General features: G+C 73.1%; 12 protein-coding genes and 1 pseudogene. 7 read left to right on the forward strand and 6 right to left on the reverse strand.

All coding sequences use genetic code 11. The annotated features are described in order from the left end of the window. Positions 1-101 precede the first annotated feature (101 nt). Positions 102-743, forward strand: a complete 642-nt coding sequence (locus AC27L3_RS11290) for a superoxide dismutase (protein WP_344434378.1) — start codon at positions 102-104, stop codon at positions 741-743. Positions 744-847: 104 nt separating this feature from the next. Here AC27L3_RS11290 and AC27L3_RS11295 read toward each other — a convergent pair whose 3' ends face one another. Then, a complete protein-coding gene (locus tag AC27L3_RS11295; RefSeq protein WP_487233848.1) occupies positions 848-1,468 on the reverse strand; it encodes a hypothetical protein in 621 nt (206 codons plus the stop codon). A gap of 194 nt (positions 1,469-1,662) precedes the next feature. Beyond that, positions 1,663-2,307 carry a mycothiol-dependent nitroreductase Rv2466c family protein gene (locus AC27L3_RS11300; RefSeq protein WP_487233849.1) on the reverse strand — a complete coding sequence of 215 codons (645 nt, stop codon included), beginning with the start codon at positions 2,305-2,307 and terminating at the stop codon, positions 1,663-1,665. A gap of 88 nt (positions 2,308-2,395) precedes the next feature. Here AC27L3_RS11300 and pepN (AC27L3_RS11305) point away from each other — a divergent pair, with 88 nt between their 5' ends. Both pepN (AC27L3_RS11305) and AC27L3_RS11310 read left to right on the forward strand, forming a co-directional pair. Further along, entirely contained in the window at positions 2,396-4,987 is a 2,592-nt protein-coding gene (gene pepN / locus AC27L3_RS11305) for an aminopeptidase N (protein WP_487233850.1), read from the forward strand. 131 nt (positions 4,988-5,118) lie between these two features. Beyond that, positions 5,119-6,165, forward strand: coding sequence for a hypothetical protein (locus AC27L3_RS11310; protein WP_487233851.1), 1,047 nt, complete (start codon positions 5,119-5,121; stop codon positions 6,163-6,165). A 43-nt stretch (positions 6,166-6,208) separates the two neighbouring features. On the opposite strand, the gene AC27L3_RS11315 is transcribed toward AC27L3_RS11310, so the two are convergent. Next, positions 6,209-7,948, reverse strand: coding sequence for a TIGR03767 family metallophosphoesterase (locus AC27L3_RS11315; protein WP_487233852.1), 1,740 nt, complete (start codon positions 7,946-7,948; stop codon positions 6,209-6,211). Between the two features lie 506 nt (positions 7,949-8,454). Here AC27L3_RS11315 and AC27L3_RS11320 point away from each other — a divergent pair. The 3 genes and pseudogenes from AC27L3_RS11320 to pepN (AC27L3_RS11330) all read left to right on the forward strand — a co-directional run. Then, a pseudogene (locus AC27L3_RS11320) lies at positions 8,455-11,163 on the forward strand (S8 family serine peptidase); the annotation flags it as partial. A gap of 229 nt (positions 11,164-11,392) precedes the next feature. Further along, the gene (locus AC27L3_RS11325) at positions 11,393-12,421 is read left to right on the forward strand and encodes an aspartate-semialdehyde dehydrogenase (RefSeq protein WP_487233853.1); all 1,029 of its coding nucleotides are present in this window, start codon (positions 11,393-11,395) and stop codon (positions 12,419-12,421) included. A gap of 137 nt (positions 12,422-12,558) precedes the next feature. Continuing rightward, a complete protein-coding gene (pepN, locus tag AC27L3_RS11330; RefSeq protein WP_487233854.1) occupies positions 12,559-15,129 on the forward strand; it encodes an aminopeptidase N in 2,571 nt (856 codons plus the stop codon). Positions 15,130-15,184: 55 nt separating this feature from the next. Here the strand turns inward: pepN (AC27L3_RS11330) and AC27L3_RS11335 are convergent, their stop codons facing one another. From AC27L3_RS11335 to malQ, 3 genes are all read right to left on the reverse strand, one after another. Next, the gene (locus tag AC27L3_RS11335) at positions 15,185-16,150 is read right to left on the reverse strand and encodes an acyl-ACP desaturase (protein ID WP_487233885.1); all 966 of its coding nucleotides are present in this window, start codon (positions 16,148-16,150) and stop codon (positions 15,185-15,187) included. A 165-nt stretch (positions 16,151-16,315) separates the two neighbouring features. Next, positions 16,316-16,594: a hypothetical protein gene (locus tag AC27L3_RS11340; protein WP_344434387.1), complete on the reverse strand. Its 279-nt coding sequence runs from the start codon at positions 16,592-16,594 to the stop codon at positions 16,316-16,318. A gap of 47 nt (positions 16,595-16,641) precedes the next feature. Beyond that, positions 16,642-18,753, reverse strand: a complete 2,112-nt coding sequence (malQ, locus tag AC27L3_RS11345) for a 4-alpha-glucanotransferase (protein ID WP_487233855.1) — start codon at positions 18,751-18,753, stop codon at positions 16,642-16,644. A 266-nt stretch (positions 18,754-19,019) separates the two neighbouring features. Between malQ and AC27L3_RS11350 the strand changes: the two genes are divergently transcribed. Then, entirely contained in the window at positions 19,020-21,998 is a 2,979-nt protein-coding gene (locus tag AC27L3_RS11350; protein ID WP_487233856.1) for a beta-N-acetylglucosaminidase domain-containing protein, read from the forward strand. Positions 21,999-22,036: the final 38 nt, after the last annotated feature.

Consider the following 22,036-nt stretch of genomic DNA (forward strand, 5'->3'; position numbering starts at 1 on the left):
TTCTTTGGACCGAAGTCCCCCGGACCGTACTGATCAGTGATCGCACTTGCTGATAGCGTTTAGCTGCACATCAGTTGCAATAAGCAGTCGGAGGGCTCGGCATGGCCATCTACACACTTCCTGAACTTCCGTACGACTACTCGGCGCTCGCCCCTGTCATCAGCCCCGAGATCATCGAGCTGCACCACGACAAGCACCACGCCGCGTACGTCAAGGGCGCCAACGACACCCTCGAGCAGCTCGCCGAGGCTCGCGACAAGGACCAGTGGGGCTCGATCAACGGCCTGGAGAAGAACCTCGCGTTCCACCTCTCCGGCCACATCCTGCACAGCATCTACTGGACGAACATGAGTGGCGACGGCGGCGGCGAGCCGCTGGAGAAGGACGGCGTGGGCGAGCTCGCCGACGCCATCGCCGAGTCCTTCGGCTCCTTCGCCAAGTTCAAGACCCAGCTCTCCAAGGCCGCCGCCACCACCCAGGGCTCCGGCTGGGGCGTCCTCGCCTACGAGCCGGTCAGCGGCCGCCTCGTCGTCGAGCAGGTCTACGACCACCAGGGCAACGTCGGCCAGGGCTCGGTGCCCGTCCTCGTCTTCGACGCCTGGGAGCACGCCTTCTACCTGCAGTACAAGAACCAGAAGGTCGACTTCATCGAGGCCATGTGGAAGGTCGTCAACTGGCAGGACGTCGCCGCGCGCTACGCCGCCGCCAAGGCCAAGGGCAACAGCATCCTGCTCGGCGCCTGACCGGCCGGCCCACCTGACCGCCTGCTCGTGATCGTCTTCTCACCCTTCACGCGGCAGGCACACCGAAGGCCCCCGCGCACCGCCACCCGTTGCGCGGGGGCCCTTCAGGCGTGCCCGAACGCCTCCCCCGTCACCGCGAACTGCCGGGCCAGCCCCGTCTCGTGCAACCGCGCGAACGGCGCGAACGGCACGCCCAGCTCCGAGCCGCCGCGGTCGAAGTTGTACGCCTTGTGCACGGCGAAGCGGTAGTCGACCGCGACGCAGCCGCCGCCGTCGAGGCGTACTGTGCCCGTCAGCCGGAACTCCACGCAGCGCAGGGCCAGCCACCAGTCGCGGCTCGCGCGACGGCCGATGAACACGTCCCGCCAGCCGCTGTCCGCCGGGTACGCGGCGGGCCCGCGCCCGCCCCCGCGCTCCAGCGCCTCGGCGCGCCACCGCTCCAGCTGGGCGTCGACGGCCTCCCGTACGACGGGCAGCGCCAGCAGGGCCTCCGCGTCCACGCGGCGCGGGGTGCCGGTGCCGCCGAGGTAGTGACGCAGCATGCCCGCCGCATTGCGCAGCCCCAGCAGTGACCACGCGGCGGCGATCGCCCTGCCGACGGCGAGCGTGAACAGATCGTACGGGCGTACAGGGAGCTCGGCGTGGGCGGCGTTGCCGCAGGGCGGCTCGGCGTCGGCCCAGCCGCCGTCGCGGCCGATGGGCGGGGAGAGGTCGGTCTGGCCCATAGGGGGACATTAAGCGGTCGGCTCGCACGGTGCCCGTTGGGTGCGGCTTCCGTGGGGCGCCTGCGGCGGACCGATCCCCGGCCCCGCCCTCTCCCCGTCTCCCGGGGCCCCGTCCCGGACCCCGGTCCTCAAACGCCGGACGGGCTGGCCCGTCCGGCGTTTGAGGACACCGGGTGAAGCCCCGGCCCCCGCCGTCACTCGAAGCTCGGCTCCGCCGTTCTCGTGCGCTTGAGCTCGAAGAAGCCCGGCGTCGCCGCCACGAGCAGCGTGCCGTCCCACAGGCGGCCCGCCGCCTCGCCGCGCGGGGCCGGCGTGACGACGGGGCCGAAGAAGGCGACCTCGTCCCCGCCGGGGCCCGGCACGGAGATGATCGGGGTGCCGACGTCCTGGCCGACCTTCTCGATGCCCTCCTTGTGCGACAGCCGCAGTTCCTCGTCGTAGTCGGTGCTGCCGGCCGCGTCGGCGAGGCTCGTGGGCAGGCCCGCTTCCTCCAGTGCGGCCTCGATCGTGGCGCGGTCGCGCGGCAGGCCCTGGTTGTGGAAGCGGGTGCCGAGGGCGGTGTAGAGGGGGCCGAGCACGTCGTCGCCGTGCTCCTTGGCGGCCGCGATGCACACCCGCACCGCCTCCCAGGCGGTGGTGGTGAGGTACTCGCGGTACTCCTCCGGCACCTCGTCGATCTTGGGTTCGTTGAGGACGGCCAGGCTCATGACGTGCCAGCGCACGTCCACCGGCCGCACCTTTTGGACCTCCAGCATCCAGCGGGAGGTGAGCCAGGCCCACGGGCAGGCGGGGTCGAACCAGAACTCGGCGGTCACCCGGGGTGCGGGCTGGGGGGTCATGGGCGGTACCTCCGGTGAGAAGTCGGTCTGTCTTTCAACAAACCCGCGCGTGCCATGATTCCTGAAACTACGAGAGGGGAGTCGCGACGTGCCCGGTGAGAACCTGACCCGCGAGGAAGCGGGCCTGCGCGCCCGCCTGCTGAGCGTGGACGCCTACGAGGTGGCGCTGGACCTGCGGTCCGCGGTGGGCGAGGGGCGCACCTTCCGGTCGGTGACCACGATCCGCTTCCGCTGTGCGGAGCCGGGCGCGGCGACCTTCGCCGACCTGCTGGCCCCGTCGGTCACCTCGGTCACCCTCAACGGCCGCGCGCTGGACCCCGCGGCCGTCTTCGACGGCAGCCGCATCGCGCTGACGGACCTGGCCGCCGAGAACGTGCTGGTCGTGGACGCGCAGTGCGCCTACAGCCGTACCGGTGAGGGCATGCACCGCTTCGTCGACCCCGAGGACGGCGAGGTGTACCTGTACACGCAGTACGAGCCGGCCGACGCGCGCCGGGTCTTCGCGAACTTCGAGCAGCCCGACCTGAAGGCGCCCTTCACCTTCACCGTGACCGCGCCCGCCGGCTGGACGGTGCTGAGCAACGGCGCGCAGGACGGCGAGCCGGAGGCAGCGGAGGCCGGTGCGGCGACCTGGCGGTTCGTGCCGACGCAGCCGATCTCGACGTACATCACGGCCGTCGTCGCCGGCCCGTACCACGTCGTGCGCGACCACTACAGCCGTACGCTGCCGGACGGCTCGGTGCTCGAGATCCCGCTGGGCGCCCTGTGCCGCAAGGGGCTGGCGCCCCACTTCGACGCCGAGGACGTCTTCACGGTCACCAAGCAGGGCCTGGACTTCTTCCACGAGACGTTCGACTACCCCTACCCCTTCGGCAAGTACGACCAGGCGTTCGTGCCGGAGTACAACCTGGGGGCGATGGAGAACCCGGGCTGTGTGACGTTCCGGGAGGAGTTCGTCTTCCGCGGCAAGGTGACGCAGGCGGCGTACGAGCGGCGGGCCAACGTCATCCTGCACGAGATGGCGCACATGTGGTTCGGCGACCTGGTCACTATGCAGTGGTGGGACGACCTGTGGCTCAAGGAGTCCTTCGCCGACTTCATGGGCTCCTTCTCCCAGGTGGAGGCCACCCGCTTCACCGGCGCCTGGATCACCTTCGCCAACCAGCGCAAGGCGTGGGCGTACCGCGCCGACCAGTGGCCCTCCACGCACCCGGTCACCGCGGACATCCGCGACCTGGAGGACGCCAAGCTCAACTTCGACGGCATCACGTACGCCAAGGGTGCCTCCGTGCTCAAGCAGCTGGTGGCCTATGCGGGACGCGACGCCTTCCTCGAAGGCGCCCGGCGCTACTTCAAGCGCCACGCCTACGGCAACACCCGTCTTGCGGACCTGCTGTCGGTGCTGGGCGAGACCTCCGGCCGGGACATGGCCGCCTGGTCCCGCTCCTGGCTGCAGACCGCCGGCGTCAACACGCTCACGCCGCAGGTCACGTACGACGCGGAGGGGCACATCACGGAGCTGGCGGTGCTGCAGGAGGACGACCCGGCCCGGCCCGGGCTGCGCCCGCACCGGCTCGCGGTGGGCCTGTACCGGCGCGAGGCGCCCGGAGGGGCACTCGTACGCTACGCGCGCGCCGAGACCGACGTCACCGGCCCGCGGACGGTCGTCACCGAGCTCACCGGTGCCGAGCGGCCGGAGCTGATCCTGGTCAACGACGACGACCTGACGTACTGCAAGGTCCGCTTCGACGAGGGCTCGCTGGCCACCCTGCACGAGCACCTCGGTGACCTCACGGACCCCCTCGCCCGCGCCCTGTGCTGGTCGGCACTGTGGAACCTCACGCGCGACGGGCTGCTGCCGGCCCGCGACTACCTGCGGATCGTCGGGCGCTTCGCGGGCGCGGAGAGCGAGATCGGCGTCCTGCAGACGGTGCAGATGTGCGCGAGCGCCGCGCTCGTGCACTACACGGCCCCCGAGCGGCGCGAGCGGGCGGCGCTGGAGCTGGCCGGCAGCGCACTGCGCGAGCTGCGGCAGGCCGAGCCCGGCAGCGGCCACCAGCTGGCGTGGGCGCGGTTCTTCGCGGGGCTGGCGAGCGCCGAGGCGGACCTGGAGCTGCTGCGCGGGCTGCTGGAGGGCACCGCCAAGATCGACGGCCTGGACGTCGACCAGGAGCTGCGCTGGGCCTTCCTGGCCACCCTGGCCTCCCGCGGTGCCGCCGGCGAGGCGGCCCTGGACGCGGAGCTGGCCCGGGACAACACCGCCAGCGGCAAGCGGCACCACGTGCGCTGCCTGGCCTCCCGCCCGTCGGCCGAGGTCAAGGAGCAGGCGTGGGCGGCGGTCGTGGAGGGCGACACCCTGTCCAACGCGCTGGCCGAGGCCACCATCGGCGGCTTCGACCAGCCCGGGCAGCGGGAGCTGCTGGCGCCCTTCGCGCCGCGCTACTTCGAGGCGATCGAGCGCGTCTGGCGCGAGCGGTCGATCGAGACGGGCATGGCGGTGGTGCGCGGGCTCTTCCCGCACCTGCAGGACCACCCGGACACGCTCGCGGCCACCGACGCCTGGCTGGAGGCGCACGCGGACGCCCCGCCGGCGCTGCGGCGGCTGGTGCTGGAGGCGCGCGACGACCTGGCCCGGGCGCTGCGCGCCATGGACTGCGACGCGGCTGCGGCGGAAAAGTAACGCCTATTGCAAAGTGGTGGCATTGCGGACACACGGGTGGCGTTCCTGACCGACGGGTGGTCTTGTCCCGGATCGTCCACGGAGCGGTAACAGCGGTCTTGGGGCGCGGGCGGGGCGGGAATGGCCGGGGCATGACCTCCAACACCCCCCTCTCCCCCCGCCCCCTGCACCATCTGTCCGACGTCCGCCACCGCGTGCTGACATCTCGTCAGCTGCGGGAGCACGGCGTCGCCGGGTCCGTCGTCGGCGAGCGGTGCCGGCCCGGAGGCCCCTGGCAGCAGCTGCTGCCAGGGGTCTTCCTGTTGCACACCGGCCCCGCCACCGGCGAGGAGCGGCTGCACGCCGCGCTGCTGTACACCGTGCCGCGGGCCCAGGTGCCCCGCCAGCCCGGCCCGCAGGAGCGCGGGCGCGAGCAGGGCATGGCCGCGTACGGACAGGCGATGATCACGGGGCCGGCGGCGCTGGCGCTGTACCGCTTCACCTCGGTGCCCTCGCTGCTGTCCCTGGAGCACATCGACGTCCTGCTGCCGCGCACCCGCCGGCTGCGCTCGACCGGGTTCGTCCGGCTGGTGCGCACCTCCGCGGTGCCCAGGCCCCGCCCGGTGACGGGCCTGCCGGTGGCCCCGGTGGCCCGGGCGGTGGCCGACACGGTGGCGCGGCTGGAGGACGCCCGGGCCGTCGGGCAGGTGCTGTCGGAGGCGGTGCGCGGCGGGCACTGCGAGGCGACGGCGCTGGTGCGCGAGCTGTCGCGGGCCCGGCTGCTGACCCGGCCGCAGGTGATGGACGCGGTCGAGGCGCTGCTGGCGGAGGGCCGGTCGCTGGCGGAGGACAGGCTGTACGCCATGGTGCGCGAGCATGCGCTGCCGGCGCCGCTGTGGAACGTCGACCTGTGGCTGCCGGGCGGGCCGTGCCTGGGGGCGGCCGACGCCTACTGGCCCGACCACGGGGTGGTGGTGGAGCTCGACGTCCACGGGCCGTACCGGGACGAGGCGGAGGTGTGGTCGGAGACCGCGCTCAAGCGCGAGCGGCTGGAGCGGCTCGGCATCGCCTATCTGCGGCTGACCCCGCGCAGGCTGCGGGACGCGGCGGCGCTGGCGCAGCAGGCCACGGTGGTGCGTACGGCGCTCGCGGCGGCCGACCGGGAGCTCACCGCGTACGTGGTGGTGCTGCCGAGGTGACGCGCCGGCGGCTCCGGCGCGTCCCTGCTCCCGCGGGGGTTTCTCAGCGGCGGCGCAGCAGCAGTTCGGTGTTGCGGTCGGCCGGCTGGCCGGCGAGCGAGGTGTCGGAGCCGGGCGCGTTGAAGGCCAGTTCGCGGTAGAGGGAGGCCAGCCCCGTCTGCGACAGGTCGTGGTAGTCGGTGCGGTACGGGGCGGCCGACTCGATGAGCGTGGTGAACAGGGAGAGGGTGCCGTCCCGGTTGTCGGTGACCTCGATGACGCGGGCGAGCTGGGGGTAGTCCACGTGCGAGGCGGTGGAGATCTCCCAGAAGCTGCCGCGGGCGCGGATGCGGTTGCGGTGGCTGTGGCCGTTGATCCAGGCCAGGACGTTGGTGTGGCGCTGCAGGAGGGCGACGACCTCGTCGCCGCTGTGCCGCTTTTCCTTGGGCCGGGCCGGGTCGGGCGTCATGTTGCTCATGCTCCAGCTCGGGTGGTGGCTGAAGACGAGGGCGTACTGGTCCTTGTGGGCGGTCAGGGTGCGCTCCAGCCACTGCAGCTGGGCGGTGCCGAGGGAGCCCTGGTAGTGGCCGCCGGGGTCGGTGGTGTCGATGCTGATGCCGATGACCTTCTCGGAGACGGGGAAGGTGTAGTAGAGGTTGCCCGTCTCCAGGTTGGCGCGGGTGTAGCCGTGGCCGAGCGGCCCGCGGCCGGTGTGCCGGGGGTCGAGGTGGGCCGCGACGTACTGCTGGGCGGTCAGCGGCGCCCGGCGCGGGTCGGGCGTGATGGTGCGCATTTCCTTGGTGTGCGCCTTGAGCAGGGACTCCATGCGCCTGCCCTTGGGGTCGGCGCCGTCCGCCTCGCCGGCCATGAGCCACTTGGCCTCGGCGGGCGGGATGTACTGCAGCTTGCGGTTGCCGACGCAGACCTCCGCGATGAAGGAGCCGGCCGCGGGGTAGCAGCCGCCGGAGAGCAGGTCGTGGTTGCCGAAGGTGGAGTACCAGGGGATGTTCAGGCCGGGGCTGTTCACCGCGCGGCAGGCGGCGGCGAGGTAGCCGTCGATGCGCGGGTAGCCGAGCTGTTTGTCCTGGTCGCGCAGGGAGCTCTCGGGGTGCCAGAAGGTCTTGAGGTTGCTGTTCTGGACGCCCTCGTAGTGGTGCGGGTCGCCGGTCTGGGGGTCGATGCGGCCGCCACTGAGGGCGGTGAGGAACCACTCGACCTCGATCTTCGCGTTCTCGTCGCCGTTGTCGCCGGTGGTGACGACGAAGGCCAGCGGGCTGCCGGTGGCCGGGCCGCGGCGCAGCTTGTTCACGCGCTCGACGAGGGAGACGACGCCGGGCAGGGTCAGGGCCTCGTGGGGGCGCCAGGCGCCGGGCTCGCCGGAGCGGAAGAACTCGTAGCGCAGCGGGTGCTGGACGTCCGTCAGGTGCAGGTCGGTGAACTGCACGAAGCAGGCCAGCGTGGTGCGCCGGTCCTCGCGCCCGCCGCCGGCCGGGGCCAGTTCGGCGCGCACCTGCCGCGGCCAGCCCGGCCCGTCGCCCAGCCTGCGGTAGCCGCCGCTGCCGCGCGGGGCGGCCACGGAGACCAGGGTGGTGCCGGCGGCGGTGGGCGCGGCCTCGGAGGTGGCGGTGGCCGTTGCGGTGGCCGCCGCCTGGGGGGCGGGCGTCGGGTCGGCGGGGGCGGCGCCGGCCGGGCTGCTGCCGGCGCCCAGGCCGAGGCCCAGGCCCGCGGTCGTGGCGCCCGCGGCGGCCAGGAAGGTGCGGCGGTCCAGCGGCGAGTCTGCGGTCCTGCGGGCTCTGCGGTGCATGGCGGTCTCCCCGAGTGCGAACGCGAAGGCTGGCGGTCCGGCACGCGGCCGGCGGGCCCCGTCGACGGGGATGCTTGACACCCCGGGTGACCTGGGCGTGAACGGGGCCGCAACGATCGCCGCCGGTCATCTCGCATGGATCTTGGCTACTGCGAATGGACATACACCACTCGTCCCCTCGTGCACTGACACTCACTCAGCGTTCACCCGTGGGGGAAGCGTTGGGCCGGTCAGGGGGGCGACTCTTTGGCCCGTTTGCCCTACAGACGCCGGACCACGAGAGCTCCCTGACCGCTTCGTGGTTCGTCGCCCGCTTCATCCCACCCTGACCCCTGGCGGGTTTACGCCATCCTTATCCTCACGCCCCGGCAACTCTCCCCAAAACCGCACCACTTCCATCAAAGTGAGCGGTCACCCGGCTCCGATTTCCGGACGCCGCGTCGTCGTGCCCTTTTCGTTCCCTCAGCTCCGCCTTTTGTCACCCGCTTACCACTGACAAGCCAGGGATGCCCATGCAAGCCACCCCCGAAGGCGCCGCCGGTGCCGTGGACGCACCCCCCGCGCGCGCGAGACGCACGGCCCGAATAGCCGTCGCGGCCTCGCTCGTGGCCGCCCTCACCGCCGCGGGCGCCGCCCCCGCCTTCGCCGCCGACCCCGGGCCCGCCCCGGGCCCGGTCGCACCGGCCAACGACCCCGCGGACAAGCTCGGTTCGCAGGACGCCTCCCTGCTCGCCAAGGCCAAGGCCGAGGGCGACAGGACGGTCACGATGATGATCGCCACCACTCCGGGCCGGACCGGGCAGGTCGCCCGCACACTGGACGCGATCGAGGGCGCCTCGGTGGGCCAGGCGTACGACAAGCTCGGCTACGTACGGGCCACGGTGCCCACCGCCAAGGCCGACGAAGCCATCGACGAGGCGAAGAAGCTGGCCTCCGTGCACGGCATCGACCTCAAGCAGGAGATACCCCTGCCGGACCCGACGCCCCGCGCGGACTCCGCCCAGGGCGCCCCCCGCCTCGCCAAGAGCCGCACCTACCCGGGGCCCGGCAAGGACACCCCGGCGAAGAACCCGTACCAGCCGGCCTTCGAGACCGGCGCCGTCGACTTCGTCGAGGACCACCCGCAGGCCGACGGCCGCGGCGTGACCATCGGCATCCTCGACTCCGGCATCGACCTGGGCCACCCGGCGCTGCAGAGGACCACCACCGGCGAGCGCAAGATCGTCGACTGGGTGACCGCGACCGACCCGCTCACCGACTCCGACGGCACCTGGCTGCCGATGACGCAGGACGTCTCGGGCCCCTCCTTCTCCTTCAACGGCCGCACCTACACCGCCCCGGCCGGCGGCGGCAGCTACCAGGTCGCGCTGTTCCGCGAGAGCGCCACGACCGGCGGCGACATGAAGGGCGACCTCAACCGGGACGGCGACACCACCGACTCCTGGGCCGTGCTGTACGACAAGGCCAAGGGCACCGTCCGCGTCGACCTCGACGACAACGGCGACTTCGGCGACGACGAGGAGATGAAGCCGTACAAGGACGGCTTCCAGGTCGGCTACTTCGGCAAGGACGACCCCTCGACCCCCATCGTCGAGCGCATCCCGTTCGTCGTGCAGATCCGCAAGGACGTGCCGATGGACCCCAAGGGCGGCTCGTGGGTCGGCAAGAAGGCCGACTTCGTCAACATCGGCGTCATCGAGTCCGAGCACGGTACGCACGTCGCCGGCATCACCGCCGCCAACGGCCTGTTCGGCGGGAAGATGAAGGGCGCCGCGCCCGGCGCCCGGCTCGTCTCCTCCCGGGCCTGCACCTGGACGGGCGGCTGCACCAACATCGCCCTGACCGAGGGCATGATCGACCTCGTCGTCAACCACGGCGTCGACATCGTCAACATGTCCATCGGCGGGCTGCCCGCGCTCAACGACGGCAACAACGCCCGCTCCGAGCTGTACACCCGCCTCATCGACACCTATGGCGTCCAGCTGGTGATCTCCGCGGGCAACAGCGGCCCCGGCGCCAACACCATCGGCGACCCCGCCCTGGCCGACAAGGTCCTCAGCGTCGGCGCCTCGGTCTCCAAGGAGACCTGGGCGGCCAACTACGGCTCGGAGGTGAAGACCAAGTACGCCATGATGCCCTTCTCCTCCCGCGGCCCGCGCGAGGACGGCGGCTTCACCCCGACCATCACCGCCCCCGGCGCGTCGATCAACACCACGCCGACCTGGGAGCCGGGCGCGCCCGTCAAGGAGGCCGGCTACGACCTGCCGCCCGGCTACGGCATGCTGCAGGGCACCTCGATGGCCTCCCCGCAGGCCACCGGCGCCGCCGCGCTGCTGATCTCGGCCGCCAAGCAGAAGCACATGAAGCTCACCCCGGCCGACCTGCGCACGGCGCTGACCGGTACCGCGAAGAAGATCAAGGGCGCGCAGGCGTACGAGCAGGGCTCGGGCCTGATCGACATCGACGAGGCGTGGGAGGCCCTGCGCGAGGGCGCCACCGCCCACGACTACACGGTCAAGGCGCCGGTGAACACCGTGCTGGCCGGCAGGCTGAAGACCCCGGGCTTCGGCACCGGCCTGTACGACCGCGAGGGCGGCCTGAAGGCCGGCGAGACGCGCACGTACGACGTGACCGTCACCCGGACCTCCGGCCCGGACCGGCCCGTGTGGCACGAGCTGAAGTGGCGCACCAACGACGGCACCTTCTCGCTCGTCGGTGACGACGAGGTGAAGCTGCCGCTGAACAAGCCGGTCACCGTCAAGGTGAAGGCCAAGGCCAAGGCGGCGGGCATCCACAGCGCGATCCTGACCGTCGACGACGACCGCACCGAGGGCATCGACAAGCAGATCATGACGACCGTCGTGGTCGCGGACCCGGTCGCTGCGCCCTCGTACACCGTGCAGAAGTCGGGAACGGCCACGCGCAACGCCGCCACGTCCTACTTCGTGACCGTGCCCAAGGGCGCGAAGAGCCTGGAGGTGGCCCTCGGCGGCCTGGCCGCCGGCAGCCAGACCCGCTTCATCGCGATCAACCCGTACGGCGTGCCGGTCGACCCGACCTCCACGCCGAACTGCTACCCGAACTACCCGAACCCCCAGAACACCTGCCGTCCGGACCTGCGGTCGTACACGAATCCGGTGCCGGGCGTCTGGGAGATCGAGGTGGAGTCCCGCCGCACGTCGCCGCTGCTGGAGAACCCCTACCAGCTGACGATCACCGCGAAGGACGTCACCGGCTGACGCCGGACACGGCGGGGTGGGCGCGGCTGCCGGGCCCACCCCGCCACAACCGCGAGTGACGGCTTACGACACGGAGCGATGCCCTGTGGTCGGGCCCACGGCCGAAAAATTGGACTTCCACCCCCGGGTCACCCGCATGATGGAACCGTAGACCCAGGTCAGCCGTCGTCGGACGTACGTGCTGAACGGCAAGTAGGGAGTCCTCGTGAGGATCGGAATCGTCGGAGCCACCGGTCAGGTCGGCGGAGTCATGCGCAAGATCCTGGCCGACCGCAAATTCCCGGTGACCGAGCTGCGCCTGTTCGCCTCGGCCCGCTCCGCCGGTACGACCCTGCCCTACGAGGGCAAGGACATCACCGTCGAGGACGCCGCCACCGCCGACTACACCGGCTTGGACATCGTGCTCTTCTCCGCCGGCGGCGCCACCTCCAAGGCGCTGGCCGAGAAGGTCGCCGGCCAGGGCGCCGTGGTGATCGACAACTCCTCGGCCTGGCGCCGCGACCCCGAGGTGCCGCTGGTGGTCTCCGAGGTCAACCCGCACGCGATCAAGCAGCGGCCCAAGGGCATCATCGCCAACCCGAACTGCACCACCATGGCCGCCATGCCGGTGCTCAAGCCGCTGCACGAGGAGGCGGGGCTGACCGCGCTGGTCGCCACCACCTACCAGGCCGTCTCCGGCTCGGGCCTGGCGGGCGTCGCCGAGCTCGACGGGCAGGTGCGCAAGGTCGCCGACCGCGCCGCGGAGCTCACCCACGACGGCGAGGCCGTGGACTTCCCGGAGCCGGGCGTCTACAAGCGCACCATCGCCTTCAACGTGCTGCCGCTGGCCGGTGCGGTCGTCGACGACGGCAGCTTCGAGACGGACGAGGAGCAGAAGCTCCGCAACGAGTCCCGCAAGATCCTGGAGATCCCGGAGCTGAAGGTGTCGGGCACCTGCGTGCGCGTGCCCGTCTTCTCCGGCCACTCGCTGCAGGTCAACGCCCGCTTCGCGCGTCCGCTGAGCGTCGAGCGCGCCTACGAGCTGCTGGCCGACGCCCCCGGCGTGGAGCTGTCGGAGATCCCGACCCCGCTGCAGGCGGCGGGCAAGGACGTCTCCTACGTGGGCCGCATCCGCGTCGACGAGACCGTCGAGCACGGCCTGGCGCTGTTCCTCTCCAGCGACAACCTGCGCAAGGGCGCGGCGCTGAACGCCGTCCAGATCGCCGAGCTGGTCGCGGCCGAGCTGCGCGGCTGATCCGCACGCACGAGCGAGGGGCGGGCCCGGTGCGGGCCCGCCCCTTCGCGCATCCGCCGTCAGCGTACGCACCGCCACGCAGCGCGACGGGCGTGGAAGGATGGCCGGACCATCGCGACGTTGAAGGAGATGCCCACGTGCCCGGTACGAATCTGACCCGCGAGGAAGCGCAGGAGCGGGCGCGGCTGCTCACCCTGGACGCGTACGAGGTCGAGCTCGACCTCTCCGGCGCGCAGGAGGGCGGCACCTTCCGCTCGGAGACCGTCGTGCGCTTCGATGCCGCCGAAGCCGCCGACACCTTCATCGACCTGGTGGCCCCCACCGTGCACGAGGTCGTGCTCAACGGCACGGCGCTGGAGCCGGCCGAGGTCTTCGCCGACAGCCGGATCGCGCTGCCGGGCCTGATCGCCGGCCGCAACGAGCTGCGGGTGGTCGCCGACTGCGCGTACACCAACACCGGTGAGGGCCTGCACCGCTTCGTCGACCCGGTCGACCAGCAGGCGTACCTGTACACGCAGTTCGAGGTGCCCGACGCCCGCCGCGTCTTCGCCTCCTTCGAGCAGCCGGACCTGAAGGCGACGTTCCGATTCACCGTGAAGGCCCCCGAGGGCTGGACCGTGATCTCCAACTCGCCCACCCCCGAGCGCCCGGCCGACCACGTCTGGCGCTTCGAGCCGACGCCGCGCATCTCCACGTACATCACCGCGCTGATCGCCGGCCCGTACCACGCGGTGCACAGCAGCTACGAGAAGGACGGGCAGGTCGTGCCGCTGGGCATCTACTGCCGTCCGTCGCTGGCGGAGTTCCTCGACGCGGACGCCATCTTCGAGGTCACCCGGCAGGGCTTCGACTGGTTCCAGGAGAAGTTCGACTACGCGTACCCCTTCGCCAAGTACGACCAGCTCTTCGTGCCGGAGTTCAACGCGGGCGCGATGGAGAACGCGGGCGCGGTCACCATTCGCGACCAGTACGTCTTCCGCTCGAAGGTCACCGACGCCGCCTACGAGGTGCGCGCCGAGACGATCCTGCACGAGCTGGCCCACATGTGGTTCGGCGACCTGGTCACCATGGAGTGGTGGAACGACCTGTGGCTGAACGAGTCGTTCGCCACCTACACCTCCATCGCCTGCCAGGCCGCCGCCCCCGGCAGCCGCTGGCCGCACTCGTGGACCACCTTCGCCAACTCCATGAAGACGTGGGCCTACCGGCAGGACCAGCTGCCCTCCACCCACCCGATCATGGCCGAGATCCGCGACCTGGACGACGTCCTCGTCAACTTCGACGGCATCACCTACGCCAAGGGCGCCTCCGTCCTCAAGCAGCTGGTGGCCTACGTCGGCGAGGACGCCTTCTTCCGCGGCGTGCAGGCGTACTTCAAGGCGCACGCCTACGGCAACACACGGCTGTCCGACCTGCTGGGCGCACTGGAGAAGACCAGCGGCCGCGACCTCGGCACCTGGTCGAAGAAGTGGCTGGAGACCGCCGGCATCAACATCCTGCGCCCGGAGGTCACCACCGACGAGTCCGGCGCCATCACCTCCTTCGCCGTCCGCCAGGAGGCCCCCGCCCTGCCCGCCGGCGCCAAGGGCGAGCCGACCCTGCGCCCGCACCGCATCGCCGTCGGCCTCTACGAGCTCGAAGGCGGCAAGCTGGTGCGCACCGACCGCATCGAGCTCGACGTCGACGGCGAGCGCACCGAGGTGCCGCAGCTGGTGGGCACCCGGCGCCCGGCCGTGATCCTGCTCAACGACGACGACCTGTCGTACGCCAAGGTGCGCCTGGACGCCGAGTCGCTGGCCACCGTCACCCAGCACCTGGGCGACTTCGAGCAGTCGCTGCCGCGCGCCCTGTGCTGGGCCTCGGCCTGGGACATGACCCGCGACGGCGAGATGGCCACCCGCGACTACCTGGACCTGGTGCTCTCGGGCATCGACAAGGAGTCCGACATCGGCGTGGTGCAGTCGCTGCAGCGCCAGGTCAAGACCGCCCTCGACCTGTACGCCGCCCCCGCCTGGCGCGAGAGCGGCCTGGCCAAGTGGAGCGAGGCCGCCCTCGACCGTCTGCGCGCGGCCGTCGCCGGCAGCGACCACCAGCTGGCCTGGGCGCGGGCCTTCGCCGCCACCGCGCGCACCGACGAGCAGCTCGACCTCGTGGCCGGGCTGCTGGAGGGCACCGAGACGATCGAGGGCCTGGCCGTCGACACCGAGCTGCGCTGGGACCTGCTCGGCCGGCTGGCCGCCACCGGCCGCGCGGACGAGAAGGCCATCGAGGCCGAGCTGGAGCGCGACCGCACCTCCGCCGGCGAGCAGCACGCCGCCTGGGCCCGCGCCGCGCGCCCGACGGCCGCGGCCAAGGCCGAGGCGTGGGCGTCGGTGATCGAGTCGGACACGCTGCCCAACGCCGTCCAGGAGTCGGTCATCGGCGGCTTCCAGCAGGCGGACCAGCGCGAGCTGCTCGCCGGCTACGCCGAGAAGTACTTCGCGTCGGTCAAGGACGTCTGGGACAACCGCAGCCACGAGATGGCCCAGCAGATCGCGATCGGCCTGTACCCCGTGCTGCAGGTCTCCGAGGCCACGCTGGCCGCCACGGACGCCTGGCTGGCCTCGGCCGAGCCGAACGCCGCGCTGCGCCGCCTGGTCACCGAGGCGCGCGCGGGCGTCGAGCGCGCCCTGAAGGCGCAGGCCGCGGACGCCGCGGCGACGGCCTGACCGGCACGTCGCCGGTGAAGCGCCGGACGGGCCGGGCGGCCCGTCCGGCGTTTCGTCATCCCTGACGGGCGGCCCGGCGGGCCAGGATCGCCGCGCGCCGCTCGTCGAACTTCCGCGCCTGCTCATCCAGGTCACCGAGGAAGTGCCCCAGCTCCTCCTGGGCCTGCAGGCCCTGCGGCCCGAGGCCGTCGATCTCCAGGACCTTCAGGAAGCGCAGCACCGGCTGGAGCACGTCGTCGTGGTGGATGCGCAGGTTGTAGATGCCGCCCAGGGCGATCTGCGCGGCGGCGCGCTCGAAGCCGGGGATGCCGTGGCCGGGCATCCGGAAGCCGGTGACCACGTCGCGCACGGCGCACATGGTCTGGTCGGGCGCCAGCTCGAAGGACTTCCCGAGCAGGTTGCGGTAGAAGACCATGTGCAGGTTCTCGTCGGTGGCGATGCGCGCGAGCATGCGGTCGCAGACCGGGTCTCCGGAGTGGTGGCCGGTGTTGCGGTGCGAGATGCGGGTGGCCAGTTCCTGGAAGGCGACGTAGGCGACCGAGTGCAGCATGCTGTGGCGGTTGTCGGACTCGAAGCCCTCGCTCATGTGCGCCATGCGGAAGCGCTCCAGCTCCACCGGGTCGACGGCGCGCGAGGTGAGCAGGTAGTCGCGCATCACGATGCCGTGCCGGCCCTCCTCGGCCGTCCAGCGGTGCACCCAGGTGCCCCAGGCGCCGTCGCGGCCGAAGAGGGTGGCGATCTCGTGGTGGTAGCTGGGCAGGTTGTCCTCGGTCAGCAGGTTGACGACGAGGGCGATGCGGCCGATGTCGGTGACCTTGGACTGCTCGGGCGCCCAGGGCTCACCGCCCAGGGGGCCGTCGAAGTTCCGCCCGTCGCTCCACGGCACGTACTCGTGCGGCATCCATTCCTTGGCCACCTTCAGGTGCCGGTTGAGCTCGGCCTCGACGACCTCTTCGAGGGCGTACAGCAGGCGGGCGTCGCTGAGGACGGCACGGCCGTCGTGGGCGGGGGCGAGGGTCACGTGCGGCTCCTGGGCGATCATCACCTACGGCTCCGTAGGTTACGACACCGTAAGTTAGCGGTCCGACAAACGCCAAAGCCAGTGGCTCCTACACGTAAAAGGGCAGCGAAAAGGCCGGCACCATGCGGTGCCGGCCTTCCGGGAAGCGAGTGAGGGTTGAGGACCCTAGCGCGTGGCGCGCGGGTAGTGCGTCTGCGCGGCGTGGGTACGGGCGTTGTCGGAGTTCCGGGACAGCACCATGGTCAGTCCCGCGATGACCAGGAACAGCACGATCGGGGCCGCCACGTACAGGCCGAGCGTGTTCAGCACGCTCAGGCCCGGGCCCGGGTCGTCGCCGTCGTCGCGGGTGAGCGCGAACGCGGGGGACGACATCAGCAGCATCAGCATCGTGCCGGCAGAGATCGCACCGGCGCGCACGGCGTTCTTGTTGACCTTATTGCTCACGGCCTCAAGCTATCGGACCCCCGCACGGGCCGCGCGCCCGGGGTGGCCTATCGGGGGCCGCGGGCCGCCACCACGTCCTCCATCAGCGCGTGCAGCCGGGGCGAGGCCACCAGTTCCTCCAGGGACAGCGGGCGGCCGTGGGCGTCGGCGAGCGGCAGCCGCCAGTTCGGGTACTGGTCCCAGGTGCCCGGCAGATTCTGCGGCCGGCGGTCGCCGACGGTGTCCGGCAACCAGATCCCGACCAGCCGGGCGGGGGTGCGCAGCAGGAAGCGGTGCACGGCCCGTACCGCCGCCTCCTCGTCCCCCGGGCCCTCCGGCAGCAGCCCCAGGCGCACGAAGGCGGCCAGCCACTCGGCCACGTCCATGGCATCGTCGCGCTGCTCCTCCTGCAGCGGACGGGCCAGCAGACCCAGGCGGTGGCGCAGCTCCACGTGCTCGCCGGTCAGCCGGGCGGCGGTGCTGGGCAGGTCGTGGGTGGTGGCCGTCGCCAGGCAGGCGGAGCGCCACTTCTCGGGGGGCAGCGGCTCCTCGGCCCCCTTGTCCTCCTTGTCCTCCTTACCCCCCGTGCCGTCGGAGCTCTCGTAGGTGCGCTCGAACCACAGCACCGAGGTACCGAGCACGCCGCGCTCCCGGAGCGTCTCGCGCACCCCCGGCTCGACCGTGCCCAGGTCCTCGCCGATGACGGCGGCCTGCGCGCGGTGCGCCTCCAGGGCCAGGACCGCGAGCATCGCCTCGTGGTCGTAGCGCACGTAGGCGCCGCGCCGCGGCTCGTACCCCTGGGGCACCCACCACAGCCGGAACAGACCCATCACGTGGTCGATGCGCAGGGCGCCCGCGTGCCGCAGCAGGTGACGCAGCAGCTCGCGGTACGGGGCGTGACCGGTGGCGGCGAGGGCGTCGGGCCGCCAGGGCGGCAGGCCCCAGTCCTGGCCGTGCGGGCTGAAGGCGTCGGGGGGCGCGCCCACCGACATGCCGGCGGCGAAGATCTCCTGCTGGGCCCAGGTGTCGGAGCCGGTGGGGTGGACGCCGACGGCCAGGTCGTGGACGAGGCCGATGCGCATGCCGGCCTCGCGGGCGGTGCGCTGGGCGGCGGCCAGCTGCCGGTCGGTGAGCCAGGCGAGCCAGCAGTGGAAGTCGACGCGGTCCAGCAGCTCGCCGCGGGCCCGGGCGGTGCGGGCCGAGCGCGGGTCGCGCAGGCCCGCCGGCCAGCTGCGCCAGTCGGGGCCGTGCACCTCGGCCAGGGCGCACCAGGTGGCGTGGTCGTCCAGGGCCTGGCCCTGGGCGGCGAGGAAGTCGTGGTAGGCGGCGCGCCGGCCGGGGCCGAGCGCGATGGTGCGCACCAGCTCCAGGGCGCGCCGCTTGAGGTCCCACACGGCGTCCCGGTCGATGAGGGTCGAGCGGACCAGGACGTCCTCGCGCAGGGCCGCGGCCCGCTCCAGCAGGTGCTCGGCCTCCTGCCGGGCGGCGCCGGCGAGGTGGGCGAACTCGGGCACCTCCTCGACGCGCAGGTGGACGGGGTCGGGAAAGCGGCGGGAGGAGGGGCGGTAGGGCGAGGGGTCGGTGGGCGGGCCGGGCACGGCCGAGTGCAACGGGTTGACCTGCAGGAAGTCGCAGCCGAAGGTGCGGCCGGACCAGGCGGCGAGCTCCGCGAGGTCGCCGAGGTCGCCCATGCCCCAGGAGCGGGCGGACAGCAGCGAGTACAGCTGGACCATGAAGCCGATGCCCCGCCCGGGGGGCCCGGGCAGCTGCCGGGGGGCGACGATCAGGGGCGCGCTCGCGGTGCGCCCGTCGGGGGTGCGGGCGCGCAGCAGATGGCCGCCGAGCGGCAGCTCCTGCCCGCCGGGGTCATCCCAGGGCAGGGTGCGGCCGTCCTCGGTCTCCACGCGCAGCACGGTGCCCTCGGGGAGCGGGGGCGGCTGCCCTGCCGTGCCGCGCACGACGACGGTGGGGGGCAGCAACCGGCCGCGGGCGGCGGCCTCGTGCGCTTCGAGGGCGTCGCGCACGGCCCGTGGTGTGGAGGCGTCGACGCCGAGGGCGGCGAGGACGGCGACGACGGTGTCCTCGGCCACCTTGACGGTGCGGCCGGGGCCCGCCTCGTAGGAGGCGGCGACGCCGTGCAGTTCGGCCAGGTGCGCCCTGTCCCTGACGACTCCGTCCATCAAGACCTCCGCGGTCGGCCCCGGTGCCGGACGCCTGATGCCCTACCCATGTGCGGCGGCCGCCGACACCTTGCGTTCCCTCATGTCGCTTTGACGCCCCTTCGGGCGGCTTCCGGATCGGTTCCGGACCTGGTCCCGTTCGCGGCGGCAGGGGCATTACCGGCAGTTCGGGCAGGCACGTTGACAGCTCACGGACCTGGTGATGGGCTCGACGCTCCACGGCGCGACGGCTAGGCGCGATGCCCAGGGGCGAGGAGCAGCAGACGGTGCGTTTCCCGGTCGAGGACCCCTCGTACGAAAGCGGCGGTGCGGCGGTGCCCGGCCGCGCGGTGGGCACCGGCCGGCTGGGCCGGCCCCGCCGGGCGGGGGTCACGGTGCTGGCGGCCGCCCTGCTGGGCGGGCTGCTGGGCAACGCGGCGGACGCCCTGGCCGACCCCCGGCCGGGCGACGAGCGGGCGGCGACGGCCGGTTCGCCGGACGCCCCGGACCGCGAGAGCGCGGGTGCGCTGCCGGCGGTGTGGCCGCGGCCGCAGTCGATGCGCGCCCAGGGTTCGTTCGTCCGGGTGGGTGACGAGGTCACCCTGATGGCGGAGCCGGGCACCGACCCGTACGCCCTGCAGGCGCTCAAGGACGTCCTGCGCGACGCGGGCGCCCGCACGGTCGTCGACGCCGCGCCGGGCGGCACTCCGCCGCCCGGCGGGCTGATCGTGCACGCCGGCGGGCGGAGCGCCGAGGGCGCCCTGAAGGCGCTGGGCGCGCCGGCCGCGGGCGACCTGCCGGCGGGCGGCTACCGGCTGGCCACCGGCGTCGTCGACGGGCGGCCGGCGGTGGCGCTGGCGGGCGTGGGCGACGACGGGCTCTTCCACGCGGCCCAGACGCTGCGGCAGCTGGCGGTCGAGCGCGACGGCGGCAAGGGCTTCGCCGGCGCGCTGATCCGCGACTGGCCGACCACGTCGGTGCGCGGGCTGACCGAGGGCTTCTACGGGCAGCCGTGGTCGGCCCAGCAGCGCCTGGACCAGCTGGACTTCATGGGCCGCACCAAGCAGAACCGCTACCTGTACGCCCCCGGCGACGACCCCTACCGGCAGGCCCGCTGGCGCGATCCGTACCCGGCCGCGCGGCGCGCGGAGTTCCGGGCGCTGGCCGAGCGGGCGCGGCGCAACCACGTGACGCTGGGCTGGGCCGTGGCGCCGGGCCAGGCCATGTGCTTCTCCTCCGCCGCCGACCTGCGGGCCCTCAAGCGCAAGGTGGACGCGATGTGGGCGCTGGGGGTGCGCGCCTTCCAGCTGCAGTTCCAGGACGTCAGCTACAGCGAGTGGCACTGCGGCGCGGACGCCGAGGAGTTCGGCTCGGGGCCGAAGGCGGCGGCGAAGGCGCAGGCGAAGGTGGCCGGCGAGCTGGCCCGGCACCTGGCCGCCAAGGGCCCGGAGGCGGCCCCGCTCTCCCTGCTGCCCACCGAGTACTACCAGGACGGGCGCACCGCCTTCCGGCGGGCCCTGGCGGAGAAGCTCGACAAGCGCGTCGAGGTGGCGTGGACGGGCGTGGGCGTGGTGCCCCGCACCATCACCGGCGGTGAACTGGCCGAGGCCCGCACCGCCTTCGGGCACCCGCTGGTGACCATGGACAACTACCCGGTCAACGACTTCGCGCAGGACCGTATCTTCCTCGGGCCCTACACCGGCCGCGAGCCGGCCGTGGCCGCGGGTTCCGCCGCGCTGCTGGCCAACGCGGCGGCGCAGCCCACCGCCTCGCGCATCCCGCTGTTCACCGCCGCCGACTTCGCCTGGAACCCGCGCGGCTACCGCCCGGAGGAGTCCTGGCGGGCGGCCGTGGCCGACCTCGCCTCGCTCGCGGGCGGCGACGCGGCGGCCCGCGACGCGCTGTTCGCGCTCGCCGGCAACGACGCGTCCTCGGTGCTCGGCGGCGAGGAGTCGGCGTACCTGCGGCCGCTGCTGGACGACTTCCGCGACGCGCTGTCCGGCACCGACGCCGGGCGGCTGGAGCAGGCCGCGGGCCGGCTGCGGGAGGCCTTCCGCACCATGGCGGGCGCCCCCGAGCGGCTCGGGCCGGCCCTCGGCGGCGAGGTGGGGCCCTGGCTGGAGCAGCTGGGCCGGCACGGACAGGCCGGGCTGCAGGCCGTCGACATGCTCACCGCCCAGGCGCGCGGCGACGGCACGGCGGCCTGGCGGGCCCAGCTGGCGGTGCAGAAGCTGCGCGAGCGGATCAGCGCGGAGCGCGCGACCGTGGGGCAGGGCGTCCTCGTGCCCTTCCTCGACCAGGCGCTGGCCCGCGCCAACGGCTGGACGGGCGTCGACCGGCCGGTGCGCACCGCGGGCGCGGCCACCGACGGCAATGCGGCGACGGCCCTCACCCCGGCGGCGGGCACGCCCCTGGCCGTACGGCTGCCCGAGCCGCGGCCGCTGACGCAGGTCACCCTGCTGACGGCGGACGCGCCGGGGGCCGCAGGCGTCGTGGAGGCGCACGACCCGGTGCGCGGCTGGCAGCAGCTGGGGGCCGTGGCGGACGGCGGCTGGACGCAGCTGCCCGGCAAGGGGCTGCGGGCGGACGGCCTGCGGGTGGTGTGGGAGCAGGGCGCGCAGCCGCCGGCCGTGCACGAGATCGCCCCCTGGTTCGACGACAGCCCCCGGGCCGAACTCGAACTGGCGAACGACGGCCGGGCGGAGGCGGAGATCGGCGGCAGGCCCGCCGTCATCGGCATCCGCGTGATCAACCAGCGGCCGGAGACGATCCGCGAGGCGCTGGCCGTCCAGGCTCCCAAGGGGGTGAGTGTCACCGCCCCCGCCGAGGTCACGGCCGTCCGGGCGGGCGTCACCACGGCCCGCATCGAGGTGTCGGTGCCCGCGGGGACCCCGGCCGGCACCTTCACCGTGCCCGTGCGGCTGGCGGGCCGCGAGCGGGCGGTGACGGTCCGGGCGTACCCGGCGCTGGCGAGCGAGGACCTGGCGCGCGGCGGACGCACCACGCCGCCCGACGGCGACGTGTGGTGGCAGCTCGAACTGGCCCGCCCGGTGCGGCTGGGGCGCCTGGTGCCGCACTGGCAGGGCGGACGGCCGGGCCGCTACCGCGTCGAGGTGTCCGGGGACGGGCGCGGGTGGCGCGAGGTGCCGTTCACGACGGACGCCGGGGGCGGGCTGCGCCTGGATGCGCCCGGCACGCGCTTCGTCCGCCTGCGCGGCGACGGCGGCTACGCGGTGGGACAGGTGGAGACGTACGCGCTGCGCTGACGCCCGCGGCGGGCGCCGTGCGGCATCGCAGAGCGCCG

This window comes from Streptomyces sp. PKA51 (genome assembly GCF_057552455.1).

Bases quoted from the DNA above. Each gene is read 5' to 3' on its own strand.
- AC27L3_RS11290 (WP_344434378.1), top strand. From the start codon at position 102: ATGGCCATCTACACACTTCCTGAACTTCCGTACGACTACTCGGCGCTC.
- AC27L3_RS11295 (WP_487233848.1), bottom strand. From the start codon at position 1,468: ATGGGCCAGACCGACCTCTCCCCGCCCATCGGCCGCGACGGCGGCTGG.
- AC27L3_RS11300 (WP_487233849.1), bottom strand. From the start codon at position 2,307: ATGACCCCCCAGCCCGCACCCCGGGTGACCGCCGAGTTCTGGTTCGAC.
- AC27L3_RS11310 (WP_487233851.1), top strand. From the start codon at position 5,119: ATGACCTCCAACACCCCCCTCTCCCCCCGCCCCCTGCACCATCTGTCC.
- AC27L3_RS11315 (WP_487233852.1), bottom strand. From the start codon at position 7,948: ATGCACCGCAGAGCCCGCAGGACCGCAGACTCGCCGCTGGACCGCCGC.
- malQ (WP_487233855.1), bottom strand. From the start codon at position 18,753: ATGGACGGAGTCGTCAGGGACAGGGCGCACCTGGCCGAACTGCACGGC.